Origin of the sequence: Pseudomonas flexibilis, assembly GCF_000802425.1 — a bacterium.
Classification (GTDB): domain Bacteria; phylum Pseudomonadota; class Gammaproteobacteria; order Pseudomonadales; family Pseudomonadaceae; genus Serpens; species Serpens flexibilis.
This window is the reverse complement of record NZ_JRUD01000016.1, coordinates 65,570-80,359: the sequence shown is the minus strand read 5'-3', so window position 1 is coordinate 80,359 and position 14,790 is coordinate 65,570. Positions and strand designations below refer to the sequence as shown.

15 protein-coding genes are annotated in these 14,790 nt (G+C 65.1%); 10 read left to right on the top strand and 5 right to left on the bottom strand.

The window, feature by feature from the left end; genetic code table 11:
- Positions 1 to 55: 55 nt before the first annotated feature.
- The 7 genes from SF06_RS11435 to nudC all read left to right on the top strand — a co-directional run bounded on the left by SF06_RS11435 (position 56) and on the right by nudC (position 7,897).
- Positions 56 to 826: a class I SAM-dependent methyltransferase gene (locus SF06_RS11435; RefSeq protein ID WP_039561499.1), complete on the top strand. Its 771-nt coding sequence runs from the start codon at positions 56 to 58 to the stop codon at positions 824 to 826.
- Positions 819 to 1,259: a ribonuclease HI gene (rnhA, locus tag SF06_RS11430; RefSeq protein ID WP_027590070.1), complete on the top strand. Its 441-nt coding sequence runs from the start codon at positions 819 to 821 to the stop codon at positions 1,257 to 1,259. The genes SF06_RS11435 and rnhA overlap by 8 nt, the downstream gene beginning before the upstream one ends.
- A gap of 18 nt (positions 1,260 to 1,277) precedes the next feature.
- Positions 1,278 to 2,003 carry a DNA polymerase III subunit epsilon gene (gene dnaQ, locus SF06_RS11425; RefSeq protein ID WP_039561498.1) on the top strand — a complete coding sequence of 242 codons (726 nt, stop codon included), beginning with the start codon at positions 1,278 to 1,280 and terminating at the stop codon, positions 2,001 to 2,003.
- A gap of 161 nt (positions 2,004 to 2,164) precedes the next feature.
- The gene (locus SF06_RS11420; protein WP_027590345.1) at positions 2,165 to 4,420 is read left to right on the top strand and encodes an Orn/Lys/Arg family decarboxylase; all 2,256 of its coding nucleotides are present in this window, start codon (positions 2,165 to 2,167) and stop codon (positions 4,418 to 4,420) included.
- Positions 4,421 to 4,564: 144 nt separating this feature from the next.
- A complete protein-coding gene (locus tag SF06_RS11415) occupies positions 4,565 to 5,377 on the top strand; it encodes a crotonase/enoyl-CoA hydratase family protein (protein ID WP_027590346.1) in 813 nt (270 codons plus the stop codon).
- A 34-nt stretch (positions 5,378 to 5,411) separates the two neighbouring features.
- The gene (locus SF06_RS11410) at positions 5,412 to 7,070 is read left to right on the top strand and encodes a FimL-related protein (RefSeq protein WP_039561497.1); all 1,659 of its coding nucleotides are present in this window, start codon (positions 5,412 to 5,414) and stop codon (positions 7,068 to 7,070) included.
- Positions 7,064 to 7,897, top strand: a complete 834-nt coding sequence (nudC, locus tag SF06_RS11405; RefSeq protein ID WP_437123607.1) for an NAD(+) diphosphatase — start codon at positions 7,064 to 7,066, stop codon at positions 7,895 to 7,897. The genes SF06_RS11410 and nudC overlap by 7 nt, the downstream gene beginning before the upstream one ends.
- On the opposite strand, the gene SF06_RS11400 is transcribed toward nudC, so the two are convergent.
- Entirely contained in the window at positions 7,865 to 8,647 is a 783-nt protein-coding gene (locus SF06_RS11400) for a TSUP family transporter (protein WP_437123608.1), read from the bottom strand. The two genes, nudC and SF06_RS11400, sit on opposite strands and share 33 nt — an antisense overlap.
- Before the next feature lie 106 nt (positions 8,648 to 8,753).
- On the opposite strand from SF06_RS11400, the gene SF06_RS11395 reads away from it, so the two are divergent.
- Complete coding sequence (locus SF06_RS11395; protein ID WP_027590350.1) at positions 8,754 to 9,407, top strand: hypothetical protein; 654 nt, start codon at positions 8,754 to 8,756, stop codon at positions 9,405 to 9,407.
- Positions 9,408 to 9,438: 31 nt separating this feature from the next.
- Here the strand turns inward: SF06_RS11395 and SF06_RS11390 are convergent, their stop codons facing one another.
- From SF06_RS11390 to SF06_RS11375, 4 genes are all read right to left on the bottom strand, one after another.
- Complete coding sequence (locus SF06_RS11390) at positions 9,439 to 10,206, bottom strand: SDR family oxidoreductase (protein ID WP_027590351.1); 768 nt, start codon at positions 10,204 to 10,206, stop codon at positions 9,439 to 9,441.
- A gap of 22 nt (positions 10,207 to 10,228) precedes the next feature.
- Positions 10,229 to 11,296 carry a phosphotransferase family protein gene (locus tag SF06_RS11385; protein ID WP_027590352.1) on the bottom strand — a complete coding sequence of 356 codons (1,068 nt, stop codon included), beginning with the start codon at positions 11,294 to 11,296 and terminating at the stop codon, positions 10,229 to 10,231.
- 185 nt (positions 11,297 to 11,481) lie between these two features.
- The gene (locus tag SF06_RS11380; protein WP_027590353.1) at positions 11,482 to 11,796 is read right to left on the bottom strand and encodes an SCP2 sterol-binding domain-containing protein; all 315 of its coding nucleotides are present in this window, start codon (positions 11,794 to 11,796) and stop codon (positions 11,482 to 11,484) included.
- A 56-nt stretch (positions 11,797 to 11,852) separates the two neighbouring features.
- Positions 11,853 to 12,566 (bottom strand): histidine phosphatase family protein, encoded by a 714-nt coding sequence (locus SF06_RS11375; protein ID WP_027590354.1) that lies wholly within the window; start codon positions 12,564 to 12,566, stop codon positions 11,853 to 11,855.
- 167 nt (positions 12,567 to 12,733) lie between these two features.
- Between SF06_RS11375 and sohB the strand changes: the two genes are divergently transcribed.
- Together sohB and SF06_RS11365 are read left to right on the top strand one after the other, a co-directional pair.
- The gene (sohB, locus tag SF06_RS11370) at positions 12,734 to 13,741 is read left to right on the top strand and encodes a protease SohB (RefSeq protein ID WP_027590355.1); all 1,008 of its coding nucleotides are present in this window, start codon (positions 12,734 to 12,736) and stop codon (positions 13,739 to 13,741) included.
- 27 nt (positions 13,742 to 13,768) lie between these two features.
- Positions 13,769 to 14,761 carry a YhdH/YhfP family quinone oxidoreductase gene (locus SF06_RS11365; RefSeq protein WP_039561492.1) on the top strand — a complete coding sequence of 331 codons (993 nt, stop codon included), beginning with the start codon at positions 13,769 to 13,771 and terminating at the stop codon, positions 14,759 to 14,761.
- Positions 14,762 to 14,790 lie beyond the last annotated feature (29 nt).

Below are 14,790 nucleotides of genomic sequence, written 5' to 3'. Positions count from 1 at the left end.
CATCTTAATCGGCATTGCCAAGGCGGACCTTACCCGTCTTCATCCGGAGGTGGTCATGACCGAGCAACCCTTTGCCCAGGCCGATCCTCGCTGGCTGGCGCTGACTGGCGAGGCGCGGCGCTGGTTCGCCGGGCCCCTGGGGCAGCAGATGCTGAACGCCGAGCATCCCGTCCTGGAGTCCGAGCTCGCCGGCTTCTTCGGCGGCTTCAGCATTCATTACGGCCCACCGCCCAAGTCGTGCGCGGCTCGGCAGATCCGCCATACGGTCAGCCTGGGGGCGCCCTTTCCAGGGGTGGAAATCGCCTGCGACGAGCAGGCCTGGCCGCTGGGCGAGCACAGCGCCGACCTGGTAGTGCTGCAACACGGTCTGGATTTCAGCGTTTCCCCTCACGGCTTGCTGCGCGAGGCGGCCCGCAGCGTGCGGCCTGGCGGGCACCTGGTGATCCTCGGCATCAATCCCTGGAGCAGTTGGGGACTGCGGCATTACTTCGCATCCGACGGACTGCGCCAGGCGCGCTGCATCGCACCCAGCCGGGTGGTCGACTGGCTGAACCTGCTGGGCTTCGCGCTGGAGAAACGCCGCTTCGGATGCTATTGTCCGCCGCTTGCCTCGCCGGCCTGGCAGGCACGGCTGGCGCGCCTGGAACGGTGGGGCGGACGCTGGCAGTCGCCGGGGGCCGGCTTTTACATTCTGGTGGCGCGCAAGCTGATGATCGGCCTGCGACCCTTGCGCCAGCCGCGCCGTGAAGCGATGGGAAAACTCCTGCCGTTGCCGGTGGCCAAGGTCAGCCGCCGCGTGCCGAGTATCGCCAAGAAGCATGAGTGACATCGTCGAGATCTACACGGACGGCGCCTGCAAGGGCAATCCGGGTCCGGGGGGCTGGGGCGCGCTACTGATCTACAAGGGCGTCGAGAAGGAGCTCTTCGGTGGGGAAGCGCAAACTACCAACAACCGCATGGAGTTGATGGCGGCCATCCAGGCGTTGGCTACCCTGAAGCGCTCCTGCCAGGTGCGGCTGATCACCGATTCCCAATACGTGATGCAGGGCATCCAGGACTGGCTGCCCAACTGGAAGAAACGCGGCTGGAAAACCGCCAGCAAGCAGCCGGTGAAGAACGCCGACCTCTGGCAGCAGCTGGACGAGCAGGTCAGCCGCCATCAGGTGACCTGGGAATGGGTGCGTGGCCATACCGGCCATCCCGGGAACGAGCGCGCCGACCAGCTCGCCAACCGCGGCGTCGTCATGACGACGAAATAGACAGCAGGACGATAGGACATGCGCAGCGTAGTACTCGATACCGAAACCACCGGTATGCCGGTAGGCGATGGCCACCGCATCATTGAAATCGGTTGCGTCGAATTGATGGGCCGTCGCCTGACCGGCCGCCATTTCCACGTTTACCTGCAGCCAGACCGCGAGGTGGACGAAGGCGCCATCGCAGTACACGGCATTACCAACGAATTCCTGGTCGACAAGCCGCGCTTCCGGGAAGTGGCCGACGAGTTCTTCGCGTTCATCCAGGGCGCCCAGCTGATCATTCACAACGCGGCGTTCGATATCGGCTTCCTCAGCAATGAATTCAACCTGCTGAGCCAGCACGAACGCGCCGATATCGGCAGTTACTGTTCCGTGCTGGATACCCTGCTGATGGCTCGCGAGCGCCATCCGGGCCAGCGCAACAGCCTGGATGCGCTGTGCAAGCGCTATGGCGTGGACAACTCCAACCGCGAGCTCCACGGCGCCTTGCTCGACGCCGAGATCCTTGCCGACGTCTACCTGGCGATGACCGGTGGCCAGACCCACCTGTCGCTGGCTGGTGAGAGCAGTGAAGCCGGGGGCGGACGCCTGGCCCCGTCGCCCATCAGACGCTTTGTCGCGCGCGCGCCTGGCCGTGTCATCCGGGCCACGGACGCCGAGCTGGCCGCGCATGCCGCGCGCCTGGCGGCGCTGGAGAAGGCCAGCGGCGCGCCAGCGCTGTGGGCACAGCTGGAGCAGCAGTAGCCGGGCCTGTGGGGCGGCCTTGTCCGCGAGCCCTTCGGACGGCCGCATCCAAAAGCTCGCGAATGAATTCGCTCCCGCAGCGTCTCTGCAGGCCATTCCTCCCTTGCGACTGGCGTCCGTCTGTATGACTCTTTGACGCCAGACAGCGGGCAGGGTGGACCATGTATAACGAGCTGAATTTTCCGATTCTCATCGTTCATCGCGACATCAAGGCCGAAAGTGTGGCCGGCGAGCGCATCCGGGCCATCGCCGCCGAGCTCGGCCAGGGCGGCTTCACCATTCTCAGCACGGCGAGCACGATGGAGGGGCGGATCGTCGCTTCCACCCATCACGGGCTGGCCTGCATCCTGCTGGCTGCGGAGGGGGCCGGTGAGAACCGCCATCTGCTGCAGGACATGGTGGAGCTGATCCGTGTGGCCCGGGCGCGGGCACCGCAGTTGCCGATCTTCGCCCTCGGCGAGCAGGTGACCATCGAGAACGCCCCGGCCGAAGCCATGGCCGACCTCAACCAGCTGCGCGGCATCCTCTATCTGTTCGAGGACACGGTACCGTTCCTGGCCCGCCAGGTGGCACGGGCGGCGCGCAACTACCTCGACGGGCTGCTGCCACCGTTCTTCCGCGCCCTGGTGGAGCACACCGCGCAATCCAACTATTCCTGGCACACCCCTGGCCATGGTGGCGGGGTGGCCTACCGCAAGAGCCCGGTCGGCCAGGCTTTCCACCAGTTCTTCGGCGAGAACACGCTGCGTTCGGATCTTTCGGTATCCGTGCCGGAACTGGGCTCGTTGCTGGATCACACCGGGCCGGTGGCCGAGGCGGAGGCGCGGGCGGCGCGCAATTTCGGTGCCGACCACAGCTTCTTCGTTATCAACGGCACCTCCACGGCCAACAAGATCGTCTGGCACGCCATGGTCGGTCGCGACGACCTGGTACTGGTCGATCGCAACTGCCACAAGTCCATCCTGCACGCCATCATCATGACCGGCGCGATTCCTCTGTACCTGACACCGGAGCGCAACGAACTGGGCATCATCGGCCCCATTCCGCTGAGCGAGTTCAGCCCCGAGGCGATACGCGCCAAGATCGACGCGCATCCGCTGGCGCGGGGGCGCGAGCCGCGCATCAAGTTGGCGGTGATCACCAATTCCACCTATGACGGCCTCTGCTACAACGCCGAGCAGATCAAGCGAGCCCTGGGCGACAGTGTCGAGGTGCTGCACTTTGACGAGGCCTGGTATGCCTATGCTGCATTTCACGAGTTCTACGCCGGCCGCTACGCCATGGGCACCGCACGGCAGGGCGACGGGCCGCTGGTCTTCAGCACCCACTCGACCCATAAGATGCTCGCCGCGTTCAGTCAGGCCTCGATGATTCATGTGCAGGACAACGGCGAGCGGGCGCTGGATCGCCAGCGCTTCAACGAGGCGTTCATGATGCACATTTCCACGTCGCCGCAGTACGGCATCCTCGCCTCGCTGGACGTGGCCTCGGCGATGATGGAGGGGCCGGCCGGTCGGTCATTGATTCAGGAGACCTTCGATGAAGCGCTGAGCTTCCGGCGTGCCCTGAACAACGTGCGCAAGAACCTGGCGGCGCAGGACTGGTGGTTCCAGATCTGGCAGGCCCCGGAGGCAGACACCGTGGACACGCTGCAGGTCGAAGACTGGGTACTGCAACCGGGCGCCGACTGGCACGGCTTCGACGACGTTGCCGACGACTACATGCTGCTCGACCCGATCAAGGTCACCCTGGTCATGCCGGGCCTCACCGCCGGCGGGCGGCTGGACGAGCGGGGCATTCCGGCGGCGGTGGTCAGTCGCTTCCTCTGGGAGCGGGGGCTGGTAGTGGAGAAAACCGGTCTGTACTCCTTCCTGGTGCTGTTTTCCATGGGTATCACCAAGGGCAAGTGGAGCACCCTGCTTACCGAGCTGTTGGAGTTCAAGCGGCATTTCGATGCCAACCTGCCGTTGAGCGAGGCCTTGCCGTCGGTGGCCAGGCTGGGTGGGGTGCGCTACCAGGGCATGGGGCTGCGCGACCTGTGTGACGAGTTGCATCACTGCTATCGGGAGAACGCCACGGCCAAGGCGCTCAAGCGCATGTACACCCAGCTGCCGGATATCGCCATGACCCCGGCCCAGGCCTACGATCGTCTGGTGCGCGGCCAGGTGGAGGCGGTCCCCATCGATGCGCTGCAGGGGCGGATTGCTGCCACCATGCTGGTGCCTTATCCGCCGGGCATCCCGCTGATCATGCCGGGCGAGCGCTTCAGCGAGCGGAACTCTGCCGTGCTGGACTACCTGCGTTTCGCCCAGGCTTTCGAACAGCGTTTTCCGGGCTTCGCCGCCGATGTGCATGGCCTGCGCCACAAGGAGACGGCCGAGGGGCGGCGCTACAGCGTGGATTGCGTCATTCCGTGATAGCGGGCAGCCGGGCATTTTGCCCGGCGTGGCGTGGAGGGAGAAGGGTGCTGTTTGTCACACCCTTGCCATCGACTTTTAATGGCCGCTTGCTATAGTGGCGCACAGTTTCATACGTCCATTTGAATCGTGAGGGAATACTGCATGGCCGATTACCAAGCTTTCCGGGTCGAGTTGAAGGACAAGATTGCCCACGTGCAGATCAACCGACCGGAAAAGCGCAACGCCATGAACAGCGCCTTCTGGACCGAAATCATCGAGATCTTCACCTGGGCCGACCGTACGGACGACGTTCGGGTGGTCGTCCTCAGCGGTGCTGGCGAGCATTTTTCCTCCGGTATCGATCTGAATCTGCTGGCCCAGGCGGCCGCGTTGGTCGGCAAGGACGTCGGGCGCAGCGCCGATGCCCTGCGCCGAAAGATTCTCGAGTTGCAGGCCTCCTTCAATGCTGTCGACCGTTGCCGCAAGCCGGTGCTGGCCGCCATTCAGGGCTATTGCCTGGGTGGGGCCATCGACCTGGTCTCGGCCTGCGACATGCGTTACGCCTCCCGCGACGCGAAGTTCGCAATCAAGGAGATCGACATGGGCATGGCCGCCGACGTTGGTACCCTGCAGCGTCTGCCGCGCATCATCGGCGACGGCATCATGCGCGAGCTGGCTTTCACCGGGCGTATGGTGGAGAGCGAGGAAGCCCAGCGCATCGGCCTGGTCAACCGGGTCTACGACGACAAGGACAGCCTGCTGGCCGGGGTCATGCAACTGGCCGCGGACATCGCCGCCAAGTCGCCCATCGCCATTCGCGGCACCAAGGAAATGATTCGCTACATGCGTGACCATCGCGTAGATGATGGCCTGGAATACATCGCGACCTGGAACGCCGCGATGCTGCAGTCAGCCGATCTCAGAATTGCCATGGCCGCTCATATGAGCAAGCAGGCGCCGGAGTTTGCCGACTGAAATATTTGAACCGCCTGCAGGGAGAAGCAGTGGCATGGCTGGAGTCACCTCACTCAACCTGGTCCGCGACGAGCTGTTCGCGACCATGGCCGAGGCAGAGCAAAACCTGGAACACTTCATTGCCGAGCGGCAGAACGGCAGCCTGTTGCAACAGGCGGTCGGCAATCTGCAGCAGGTGCGCGGTACCCTCAAACTCATCGAACTCACCGGTGCGGAGCTTTTGGCGCAGGAGATCCTGCGCCTGGGCATGGACGTGCCGGTGGATGCCGGTCCCGAGCGCGATGACCAGTTGACTGCGCTCAGCGGTGCGCTGCATGTGCTGCGCAGTTACCTGGAGGGGCTGGATGTGCACCGCCAGGAGATCCCCGAGCTGCTGTTGCCGGCGATCAATGACCTGCGCAGGTCTGTCGGTCAGCCAGCGTTGCCTGCCAGCTTCTTTTTCAGCGTGCGTCTGGATCAGGCGCGCCCGCCCCGCGACGTCGCTGCCGTCGATCCCAGAGCGCGCCAGGCCCAGGCTCGCCTGCTGCGCCACATGTACCAGCTGGGGCTGGTCGGTTTCCTGCGCGACGACAATCACCAGCCAGGCCTTAAGCTGATGGCCCGTGCGCTGGCGCGCTTCGACAACCTGTTCGGCCACGAGCCGCGTGGCCGGCTCTGCTGGGTCGGCGCAGGTGCGGCGGAAGCCATGCTTGATGGCCAGCTGCGGCCCCGGGAATCCACCCGCAAGCTGTTTAGCCGCATCGATCGGGAACTCAAGCTGCTGCTAGGTAACGAAGGCTATGAAGTCCCTCGTCATGTCCTCAAGGAAATGCTCTATCTGATTGCCCTGGCCGACTCGTCGGGCCCGCGTGCCACCGAGCTTCGCCAGGTGTTCAACCTCAGCCCGCTGCCCTTCACCGACCACATGTTGGAGGAGGGCTACCAGCGCCTGGCCGGCCCGGGCCAGGCCGTGATGCGCTCATTGTCCACTGCCATTCGCGAAGAACTGAGTGCCGTCCAGGACCTGCTCGATCTGATCGGGCGCGGTACCGCCCAGCATGACAGTTTCGCCATGCTGCATAGCCAGCTCGCCAAGCTGACCAAGACACTGGGCATGGTTGGCCTGATCTCGGCCGCCAACGCCCTGCAGGAGCAGCTGTCCCAGGTAGCCACCTGGTCCAATGAGCAGCCGGCGCTTGAGCGGCTGGCCGAAACACTGCTGTACGTGGAAAGCATGGTGGCGAGCCTGGACCGCAGTCGGCGTCGCGCGCCGACTGCGGCTGCGTCCACCGGCAGCGACACGTCCTTCATGCTGCATCAGCTCAATGAGGCGCGCATCGTGGTCAGCGACGAGGCGCAGTCCGGGCTGGCGCTGTCCAAACGTGCCATCGTGGCCTATCTGGAATCCGGCGGTGAAAAGCTGCACCTGGCCAATGTGCCGCATTCCCTCCAGGCCGTGCGTGGCGGGCTCTGGTTTCTGGGATACGAGCGCGCGGCGCGCCTGGTGGGCAGCTGCGGCGATTTCATCCAGTGGCGCATGCTGGAATCCGAGCGTATGCCGGCCGAGCAGCTGCTGGAAACCCTGGCGGACGCACTGACCAGCCTTGAGTACTTCCTGGAAGACGGCAGTCGCCTGCACGGCGAACCGCGCGATGATGTGCTCGATCTGGCTGAGCGCAGCGTTCAGGCTCTGGGTTTGCCGGTGGCCTGCTGATGGATTGGCGACCCGCCTGCATCACGTCCAGCCAGAGGGAAGGCTGGGTTCTGCTGCAGGGGGCGCAGGGCTTTGTGCAGGGAAATGGCGGTCCGTTGTTTTCGCGTGCCTGGGTACGCTCGCAGGGGCTGCAGGGCATAGCCGAGCATGGACTTGGCTACTGGCGGGGTGAGCCGGTGTGCGTGCTGCAGCTGGCCGAATCGACGCCGCTGCCCGCTCGCTGCGAATGGGTGAGCCTGCGGCGACATCTGCTGGAGGGTGACGGGCGAATCGTGCCGCTGCTCAACTACGCCAGCCAGATCGTGACCTGGGCCGAGGAGCACCGCTTCTGCGGTCGCTGCGGCCGTCCACAGCAGGCTGCCGAGGATGAGCGCGCCATGTGCTGCGAGCAGTGTGCGACCCGCCAGTATCCGCGCCTGTCGCCGAGCATGATCGTGCTGGTGACCCGCGGCGATGAGATCCTGCTGGCCCGTTCGCCACGTTTCGCACCCGGCGTCTACAGCACCCTGGCCGGCTTTGTGGAGCCGGCCGAGTCCGTCGAGCAGTGCGTGATTCGCGAGGTGCGCGAAGAGGTGGGGCTGGAGGTCGGCAACCTGCGCTATCAGGGTAGCCAGAGCTGGCCCTTCCCCCATTCGCTGATGCTCGGTTTCCATGCCGAGTACGTCGGCGGCGAGATCGTGCCGCAGCCCGAGGAAATCGAGGACGCCCGCTGGTTCGCCCTCGATGCATTACCGCCGTTGCCCAAGCCGGGCTCCATCTCCCGTTACCTGGTCGACCTTCACCTGGCGCGCCGTTCAGGCCGCCCCGACCCAGTGCTGCCAGGCTAGCCGCAGGCTCAGCGCCAGAACCACCAGGATGAACACCGGGCGGATGAAGCGCGCGCCGCCGTGGATCGCCGTGCGCGCGCCCAGGTAGGCGCCGGCCATCAGCGCCAGACCCATGCCAATACCCAGCACCCAGGCCACCTGGCCGGCTACGATGAACACGCCCAGGGCCACGGCATTGCTCACGAAGTTCATGCTGCGCGCCACGCCGCTGGCTTTGAGCAGGTCGAGCGGGTAGAGCAGCAGCGTGCTGACCGTCCAGAAGGCGCCGGTGCCAGGGCCGGCGACGCCGTCGTAGAAGCCCAGCGAGAGTCCTTGCGGCCATTGCCGATGGCGGCCGAGAGGAGCCTGGCTGTCGCCGGTCGCCTCGCGGGGCTTGCGCTGGAACAGCAGGTACAGCGCGCAACCGAACACCACGACCGGCAGCATCAGGTTCAGCCAGCTGGCTGGCATCAGGTGCGCCAGCCAGGCGCCGAACAGCGCCCCCACGGCGGTGGCCAGCAGCGCGCGCCACCAGCGGCCGGGATCGAACAGGCGGCGTCGGTAGAAAGTGAAGCTGGCGGTGGCCGAGCCGAAGGTGGCGCACAGCTTGTTGGTGCCCAGCACCAGGTGTGGAGGCAGCCCCGCAGTGAGCAGGGCAGGCAGGGTGAGCAGGCCACCGCCACCGGCGATGGCATCGATGAAACCGGCGAGGAAGGCGACGGCCACCAGCAGCCCGAGCGTGAGCGGCTCAAGGGCGATTTCGAAAGGCAGGGTCATGAAAACTCGAACTGGGACAGATTGTGGAAGGGTGCGGCTGGTTGCTCCCGCAGGGGCTTGCGCATAATGCCGGCATTTTCATCGCGCAGGAATCCATCCCATGCAGTATGACGGTCTGGCCTGGCTCGGCGGCGCCCTGGCGACGTTGGTGACGCTGTTGGCGGTACGTCTGCTTTGGCGGCGCGGCTGGTTGGCCGGCTGGTTACGCGGCAACCTGGCGCTGGGCCTGCTGGCGCTGGCGGCGCTACTCGGTCTGCTGGTGAAGGCGTTGCTGGCGTATGCGCCCCTGCCGGAGAGCAACCGACCGCTGGTGACCCTGAGTTTCCAGGCGCTTGCACCCCAGCAATATCAGGTAGCCCTGCTGGAGGGCACCCGCGAACGCCAGGCGATCCTGCAGGGGGATCTCTGGCAGCTGGACGTGCGCATGCTGCGCATGAAGGGACTGGCCGAACTGATCGGTCTGGAGTCTGGCTACCGTCTGGAGCGCCTCGCTGCCCGCTACATGGCCATCGAGCAGCAGGCCCTGCAGAACCAGGCTGATCTGCTGGAAGACGCCCCGCTCGATTTCTGGCACCTGCTGCGCCTGCCGCAGCGCTCGCTCTGGCTGCTCGATGCGACGCCGCTGCGCAGCGGCCAGCTGCCCATGGCGGACGGGGCGGTGTATGTCGTCAGTCTTTCCGCGGCGGGCCTGCTGGCGCAGCCGCTGAATCCGGCCGCGCAACGGGCGGTGCGGCTCTGGACGTTGAAGGAATGAGCCCCGGTACCGCCCGCCATCGTGTGCCGTCTCAGGCCAGGTAGCCTCCGTCCACGTTCAGCGCCACGCCGGTGGTATAGCTGGAGGCGTCGCTGGCCAGGTACAGCACGGCGCCGGCCATTTCGCTCGGCGCGGCGACACGCTTGAGCGGAATGCGCTGCAGGGCCATCTTCAGAATCGCGTCGTTGCTGGTCAGCGCCGATGCGAACTTGGTGTCCGTCAGGCCCGGCAGCAGGGCGTTGCAGCGAATGCCCAGGCCCGCGCATTCCTTGGCGAACACCTTGGTCATGCTGATCACCGCTGCCTTGGTCATGGAGTACACGCCCTGGAACTCGCCGGGGGTGACGCCGTTGATCGAGGCGACGTTGATGATGCTGCCGCCCCCCTGCGCCTTCATCAGCCGGCCGGCTTCCACCGACATGAAATAGTAGCCGCGGATGTTCACATCCACGGTCTTCTGGAAAGCGGTCAGGTCGGTATCCAGCACGTGGCCGAACTGCGGGTTGGTGGCGGCATTGTTGACCAGGATGTCCAGGCGGCCGAAGCGCTCGCGGATTTCCGTAAAGGCCGCGCGGATCTGCTCCATTTCGCCGATATGGCAGCCGATGGCGGTGGCCTGGCCGCCTTCCGCGCGGATGGCCTCGGCCACGCCCTCGCAGCTTTCCACCTTGCGGCTGGAGACGATCACATGGGCGCCCTGCTGGGCGAGCAGGCGGGCAATGGCCTCGCCGATGCCCCGGCTGGCGCCGGAAACGAAGGCGATCTTGCCGTCGAGGTCGAACAGATTGGTCTTGTTCATGGGTCGTTCCCTTTTGTAATTGTCAGAGGGTGGAGGCGCGGATCACCCGCAGGGCCATTTGTTCCAGCAGCCCATTCATCTTCACGAAGGGGGCAAAGCGCGCGTCGCGGGTCTGGCCGTGGTAGTAGCGGTAGTAGATCTGCTGGGCAATGCCGGCCAGGCGGAACAGGCCGTAGCAGTAGTAGTAATCGAAGGTGTCGATGCGAATGCCGGCGCGCTCGGCGTAGTAGGCAACGAACTCCGCGCGGGTCAGCATGCCGGGCGCGTTGCTGGGCTGACGGCGCAGCAGCTGCACGGGAGCCGGGTCGCTGGCTTCCACCCAGTAGGCCAGGGTGTTGCCCAAGTCCATCAGCGGATCGCCGATGGTGGTGAGTTCCCAGTCCAGCACACCGATGATGCGCATCGGATCCTGCGGATCAAGGATCACGTTGTCGAAGCGGTAGTCGTTGTGCACCAGCGCCGGCTTGGGGTGGTCGGCGGGCATCTTCTCTCGTAGCCAGGCCTTCACCTCTTCCCATAGCGGCGCGTCGGGCGTCAGGGCTTTTTCGTAGCGGTCGCACCAGCCTTCGATCTGGCGCTGCACGTAGCCTTCCGGCTTGCCCAGATCGCCCAGCCCGCAGGCCTGGTAATCGACGCCATGCAACTCCACCAGCTTGTCGATGAAGCTCTCGCACAGGGCGCGGGTCTTCTCTGGCGTGAAGGCCAGTTCGGCGGGCAGGTCGCTGCGCAGGATGATCCCTTCGATGCGCTCCATGACGTAGAACTCGGCGCCGATCACCGCTTCGTCCGTGCAGTGCAACAGGGCCTTGGGGCAATAGGGGAAGCCGTCGTTGAGGCGATTGAGAATGCGGAACTCGCGGCCCATGTCATGGGCGGACTTGGCCTTGCGCCCGAACGGCGGGCGGCGCAGCACCAGGGCGCGATCCGGATACTGCAGCAGGTAGGTAAGGTTCGAGGCGCCGCCGGGGAACTGGCTGATCGTCAGCGGCCCCTGCAGGTCTTGCAACTGCCCCTTGAGATAGGCATCCACACGCACGGCATCCAGCTCCTCGCCCTCGCGGATCTGGCTGGCCTGGTCGGTCAGTGACATTGTTGTTCTATCCTTCTGCCTGATGGTCGAGGTCCGTAAGTATTGGCCAATCTAATCGGCGCGGCGGACGCGGCTCAAGGAAACCGCCGCCTTATTGGTCAGGCTGTTGCCGGTCGATAAGTTCGCCGAAGTGACAGGCAAAAAAAACCGGAGCAGGGCTCCGGTTTTTCAGGTGCGGGCGGCAATCAGAAGGCGAACAGCTCGCTCAGCTTCATGGCCAGCATCATGTCGCCTTCAGCGCGCAGCTTGCCGGCCATGAAGGCCTGCATGCCGTCGGTTTCACCGCTGGTGATGCCCTTCAGGGTGTCGGTGTCGAGAATCAGGGTCACGTTGGCGTTGGGATTTTCGCCCTGCTCGACGGCGCAGGTGCCATCCTTGACCACCAGGGCGTAGTTCTCGCCGTCTTCGATGTTGAACTGGAACACGAGGTCCAGGCCGGCAGCGGCGCTCGGGTTGAACTTGGATTGCATGCTTTGGATGATGTCGGCAACGGTGCTCATGTCATGGTTCCTTGTTTTCGGTTTTTCTGGCGGCTTGCGGCCGCAGTATGCCGGGCTCAGCGATAGGTGATGAGCTCCGGGGCCTTCAGCAACTCGAGGTGCGCATGGTTGTTGAAGGAAGCCAGGGACAGGTCGCTACCCCGAAACTTCAGGTGGGTCAGCGACGTGTTGACGATCTGCCAGTTCAGCTCGAAGGCCTTCAGCGGCGGAACGCCGGAAACGCGGTGCAACAGGGCGGTAATGGCGCCGCCCGAGGTAAAGATGGCGATGCGGGCGCGGTCGTTGTTTGCCCGCTCGATGACCCGGCGCAGACCCTGTTCGACTCGAGCGGCGAAGGCTTCCCAGCTTTCCACCCCCGGTGTGTTCAGGCGGCCGCCCAGCCAGCCGTCGATGACGAACTGGAACAGGCGCTGGAAATCGCTGCGGTGGTCGGCTGCATTGCGCAGAATGTGCAGGGCTCGCGGTTCATGTTCCAGCAGCTCGGGCAGATGGGCGCGGATCAACTCCTCGGCCTTGAATTCGTCGAAAGCCGGTTCGATATGCAGTTGCGGGGTAGGCAAGCCGGCGCTGCTCAAGCGGCGCAGGGCGTGCTCGGCCGTATGGCGCTGGCGCTGCAGGGTGCCGCTGTAGCAGTGGTCGAAGGCGGTACCGAGTCGGGCCAGGTGGTCACCGAGGATTTCCGACTGGCGCACGCCGGTGGCGCAGAGGACATCGTAGTCATCCGCACCGAAGGAAGCCTGGCCATGTCGAATCAGATAGATACTGCCCACACCCGGTACCCGGCAGGTTGAAGTGAACCGAGGGTAGGGTGAGCGCGGGTGGCTGTCAACGAAAAAACATACGCTTGTTTGAATTGCGCTGCCCCGTGCCGATGACGTCTGTGGCGGGCCATGGGTATGCTTGGCCGCAATCGGGCTCGGATAGCGTAGGAGGGAATGTGGAGTTTCTGGCGGATTATGCGGGCTTTCTTGCCAAAACGGTCACCGTGGTGGTGGCCATTCTGGTGGTACTGGCGGCCATCGCCGTGCTGCGCGGACGCAATCGGGCGCGTAGCGGGCACCTGGAAGTGCGCAAGCTCAACGAATTCTTCACTGGCTTGCGCGAGCGACTGGAGCAGGAGCTGCTCGACAAGCACGAGCTAAAGGTCCGGCGCAAGGCGGAGGCCAAGGCCGACAAGTCCGCGAAGAAGGCGGGTGAGCATAAGCCGCGCGTGTACGTGCTGGACTTTGATGGCGACATCCGCGCCTCGGCGGTCGAACATCTGCGCCACGAGATCACCGCGCTGCTGAGCGTGGCGACACCCAAGGACGAAGTGGTGCTGCGCCTGGAAAGCCCGGGCGGCATGGTGCACGGCTACGGCCTGGCGGCCTCGCAGCTGGTGCGCATCCGCCAGGCGGGTATACCGCTGACCGTGTGCGTCGACAAGGTGGCGGCCAGTGGCGGCTACATGATGGCCTGTATCGGCGATCGGATTCTCAGCGCCCCCTTCGCTGTGCTCGGCTCGATTGGTGTGGTCGCGCAGATCCCCAACCTGCACCGGCTGCTCAAGAAGCACGATGTCGATTACGAGGTGCTGACCGCCGGCGAGTACAAGCGCACGCTGACGGTGTTCGGCGAGAACACCGATAAGGGCCGGCAGAAGTTCCAGGAGGACCTGGAACTCACCCATGTACTGTTCAAGGACTTCGTGTCCCGTTACCGGCCGCAGCTGGACATCGACCAGGTAGCCACCGGCGAGGTCTGGCTCGGCCAGGCGGCGCTGGGTCGCCAGTTGATCGACGAGCTCAAGACCAGCGACGAATACCTGTGCGAGCGTGCCCGCGAAGCCGACCTTTATCTACTGCATTTCGCCCAGAAAAAAAGTCTGCAGGAGCGTGTCGGCATGGCCGCCAGCTCGACGCTGGACGGCGTGCTGACCAGCCTGCAGAAGCAGCGTTTCTGGTAGTTCAAGAACAATAACAGGAGACGATCCATGACCCATTTCCAGGCCCTGCAGGCCGATCGCGACGAACAGGGTGCCTTTTGCCAGAAGGTGGTTACCCGCGAGCTGGACTCACTGCCGGCGGGTGACGTGCTGGTGCGCGTGCGCTATTCCTCACTGAACTACAAGGATGCGCTGTCGGCCACCGGCAATCCCGGCGTGACGCGCAACTACCCGCATACCCCTGGCATCGATGCCGCCGGCGAGGTGGAAGCCTGTGCCACCGGTGAGTTCTCGGCGGGGGACCGGGTGATCGTTACCGGCTACGACCTGGGCATGAATACGTCCGGCGGTTTTGGCCAGTACATCCGCGTGCCGGCCGGCTGGCTGGTGCCGCTGCCGGCCGGACTGAGCCTGCGCGAGGCCATGCTGCTGGGTACTGCTGGCCTGACCGCCGGCCTGTGCGTGGACAAGCTGTTGGCCGCCGGCGTCAGCCCGGAGGGTGGTCCGGTGCTGGTAGCCGGCGCCACCGGCGGGGTGGGCAGCATCGCGGTGATGCTGCTGGCCAAGCTGGGCTTCGAAGTGGAGGCGGTGACCGGCAAGGCGGAGCAGGGTGGCTGGTTGCGCCAGATCGGCGCCAGCGCCGTTCTGGGCCGCGAGGCCGTTCAGGAAGGCACCGCCAAGGCGCTGCTCAAGGAGCGCTGGGCTGGCGCGGTGGACACGGTGGGCGGCGACGTGCTGTTCAATGTGGTCAAGTCGCTGCGCCGTGGCGGCAGCGTCGCCTGCTGTGGCCTGACGGCGGGCACCGGCTTCCAGGCCAGCGTGTTCCCCTTCATCCTGCGTGGCGTGAACTTGCTGGGGGTGGATTCGGTGGAAATCCCGCTGGCGGACAAGGCCGATATCTGGCGCAAGCTGGCCGGGCCGTGGAAGCTGGAAGGGCTGGAGCGCCTGTGCCACGAAGTTGGCCTGGCGGAGCTGCCGGCGGAGATTGCGCGTATTCTGGAAGGCCGCCAGGTGGGCCGCGCGCTGGTGCGGGTTGATTGAGGTCGGCCGCTCCACCGTAGGTGGACAGC

Excerpts from the sequence above, each read along its gene's own strand:
- SF06_RS11420 (WP_027590345.1), top strand. The coding sequence starts at position 2,165 with ATGTATAACGAGCTGAATTTTCCGATTCTCATCGTTCATCGCGACATC.
- SF06_RS11435 (WP_039561499.1), top strand. The coding sequence starts at position 56 with ATGACCGAGCAACCCTTTGCCCAGGCCGATCCTCGCTGGCTGGCGCTG.
- SF06_RS11365 (WP_039561492.1), top strand. The coding sequence starts at position 13,769 with ATGACCCATTTCCAGGCCCTGCAGGCCGATCGCGACGAACAGGGTGCC.
- rnhA (WP_027590070.1), top strand. The coding sequence starts at position 819 with ATGAGTGACATCGTCGAGATCTACACGGACGGCGCCTGCAAGGGCAAT.
- SF06_RS11395 (WP_027590350.1), top strand. The coding sequence starts at position 8,754 with ATGCAGTATGACGGTCTGGCCTGGCTCGGCGGCGCCCTGGCGACGTTG.
- SF06_RS11390 (WP_027590351.1), bottom strand. The coding sequence starts at position 10,206 with ATGAACAAGACCAATCTGTTCGACCTCGACGGCAAGATCGCCTTCGTT.
- SF06_RS11385 (WP_027590352.1), bottom strand. The coding sequence starts at position 11,296 with ATGTCACTGACCGACCAGGCCAGCCAGATCCGCGAGGGCGAGGAGCTG.
- SF06_RS11410 (WP_039561497.1), top strand. The coding sequence starts at position 5,412 with ATGGCTGGAGTCACCTCACTCAACCTGGTCCGCGACGAGCTGTTCGCG.
- dnaQ (WP_039561498.1), top strand. The coding sequence starts at position 1,278 with ATGCGCAGCGTAGTACTCGATACCGAAACCACCGGTATGCCGGTAGGC.
- SF06_RS11415 (WP_027590346.1), top strand. The coding sequence starts at position 4,565 with ATGGCCGATTACCAAGCTTTCCGGGTCGAGTTGAAGGACAAGATTGCC.
- SF06_RS11380 (WP_027590353.1), bottom strand. The coding sequence starts at position 11,796 with ATGAGCACCGTTGCCGACATCATCCAAAGCATGCAATCCAAGTTCAAC.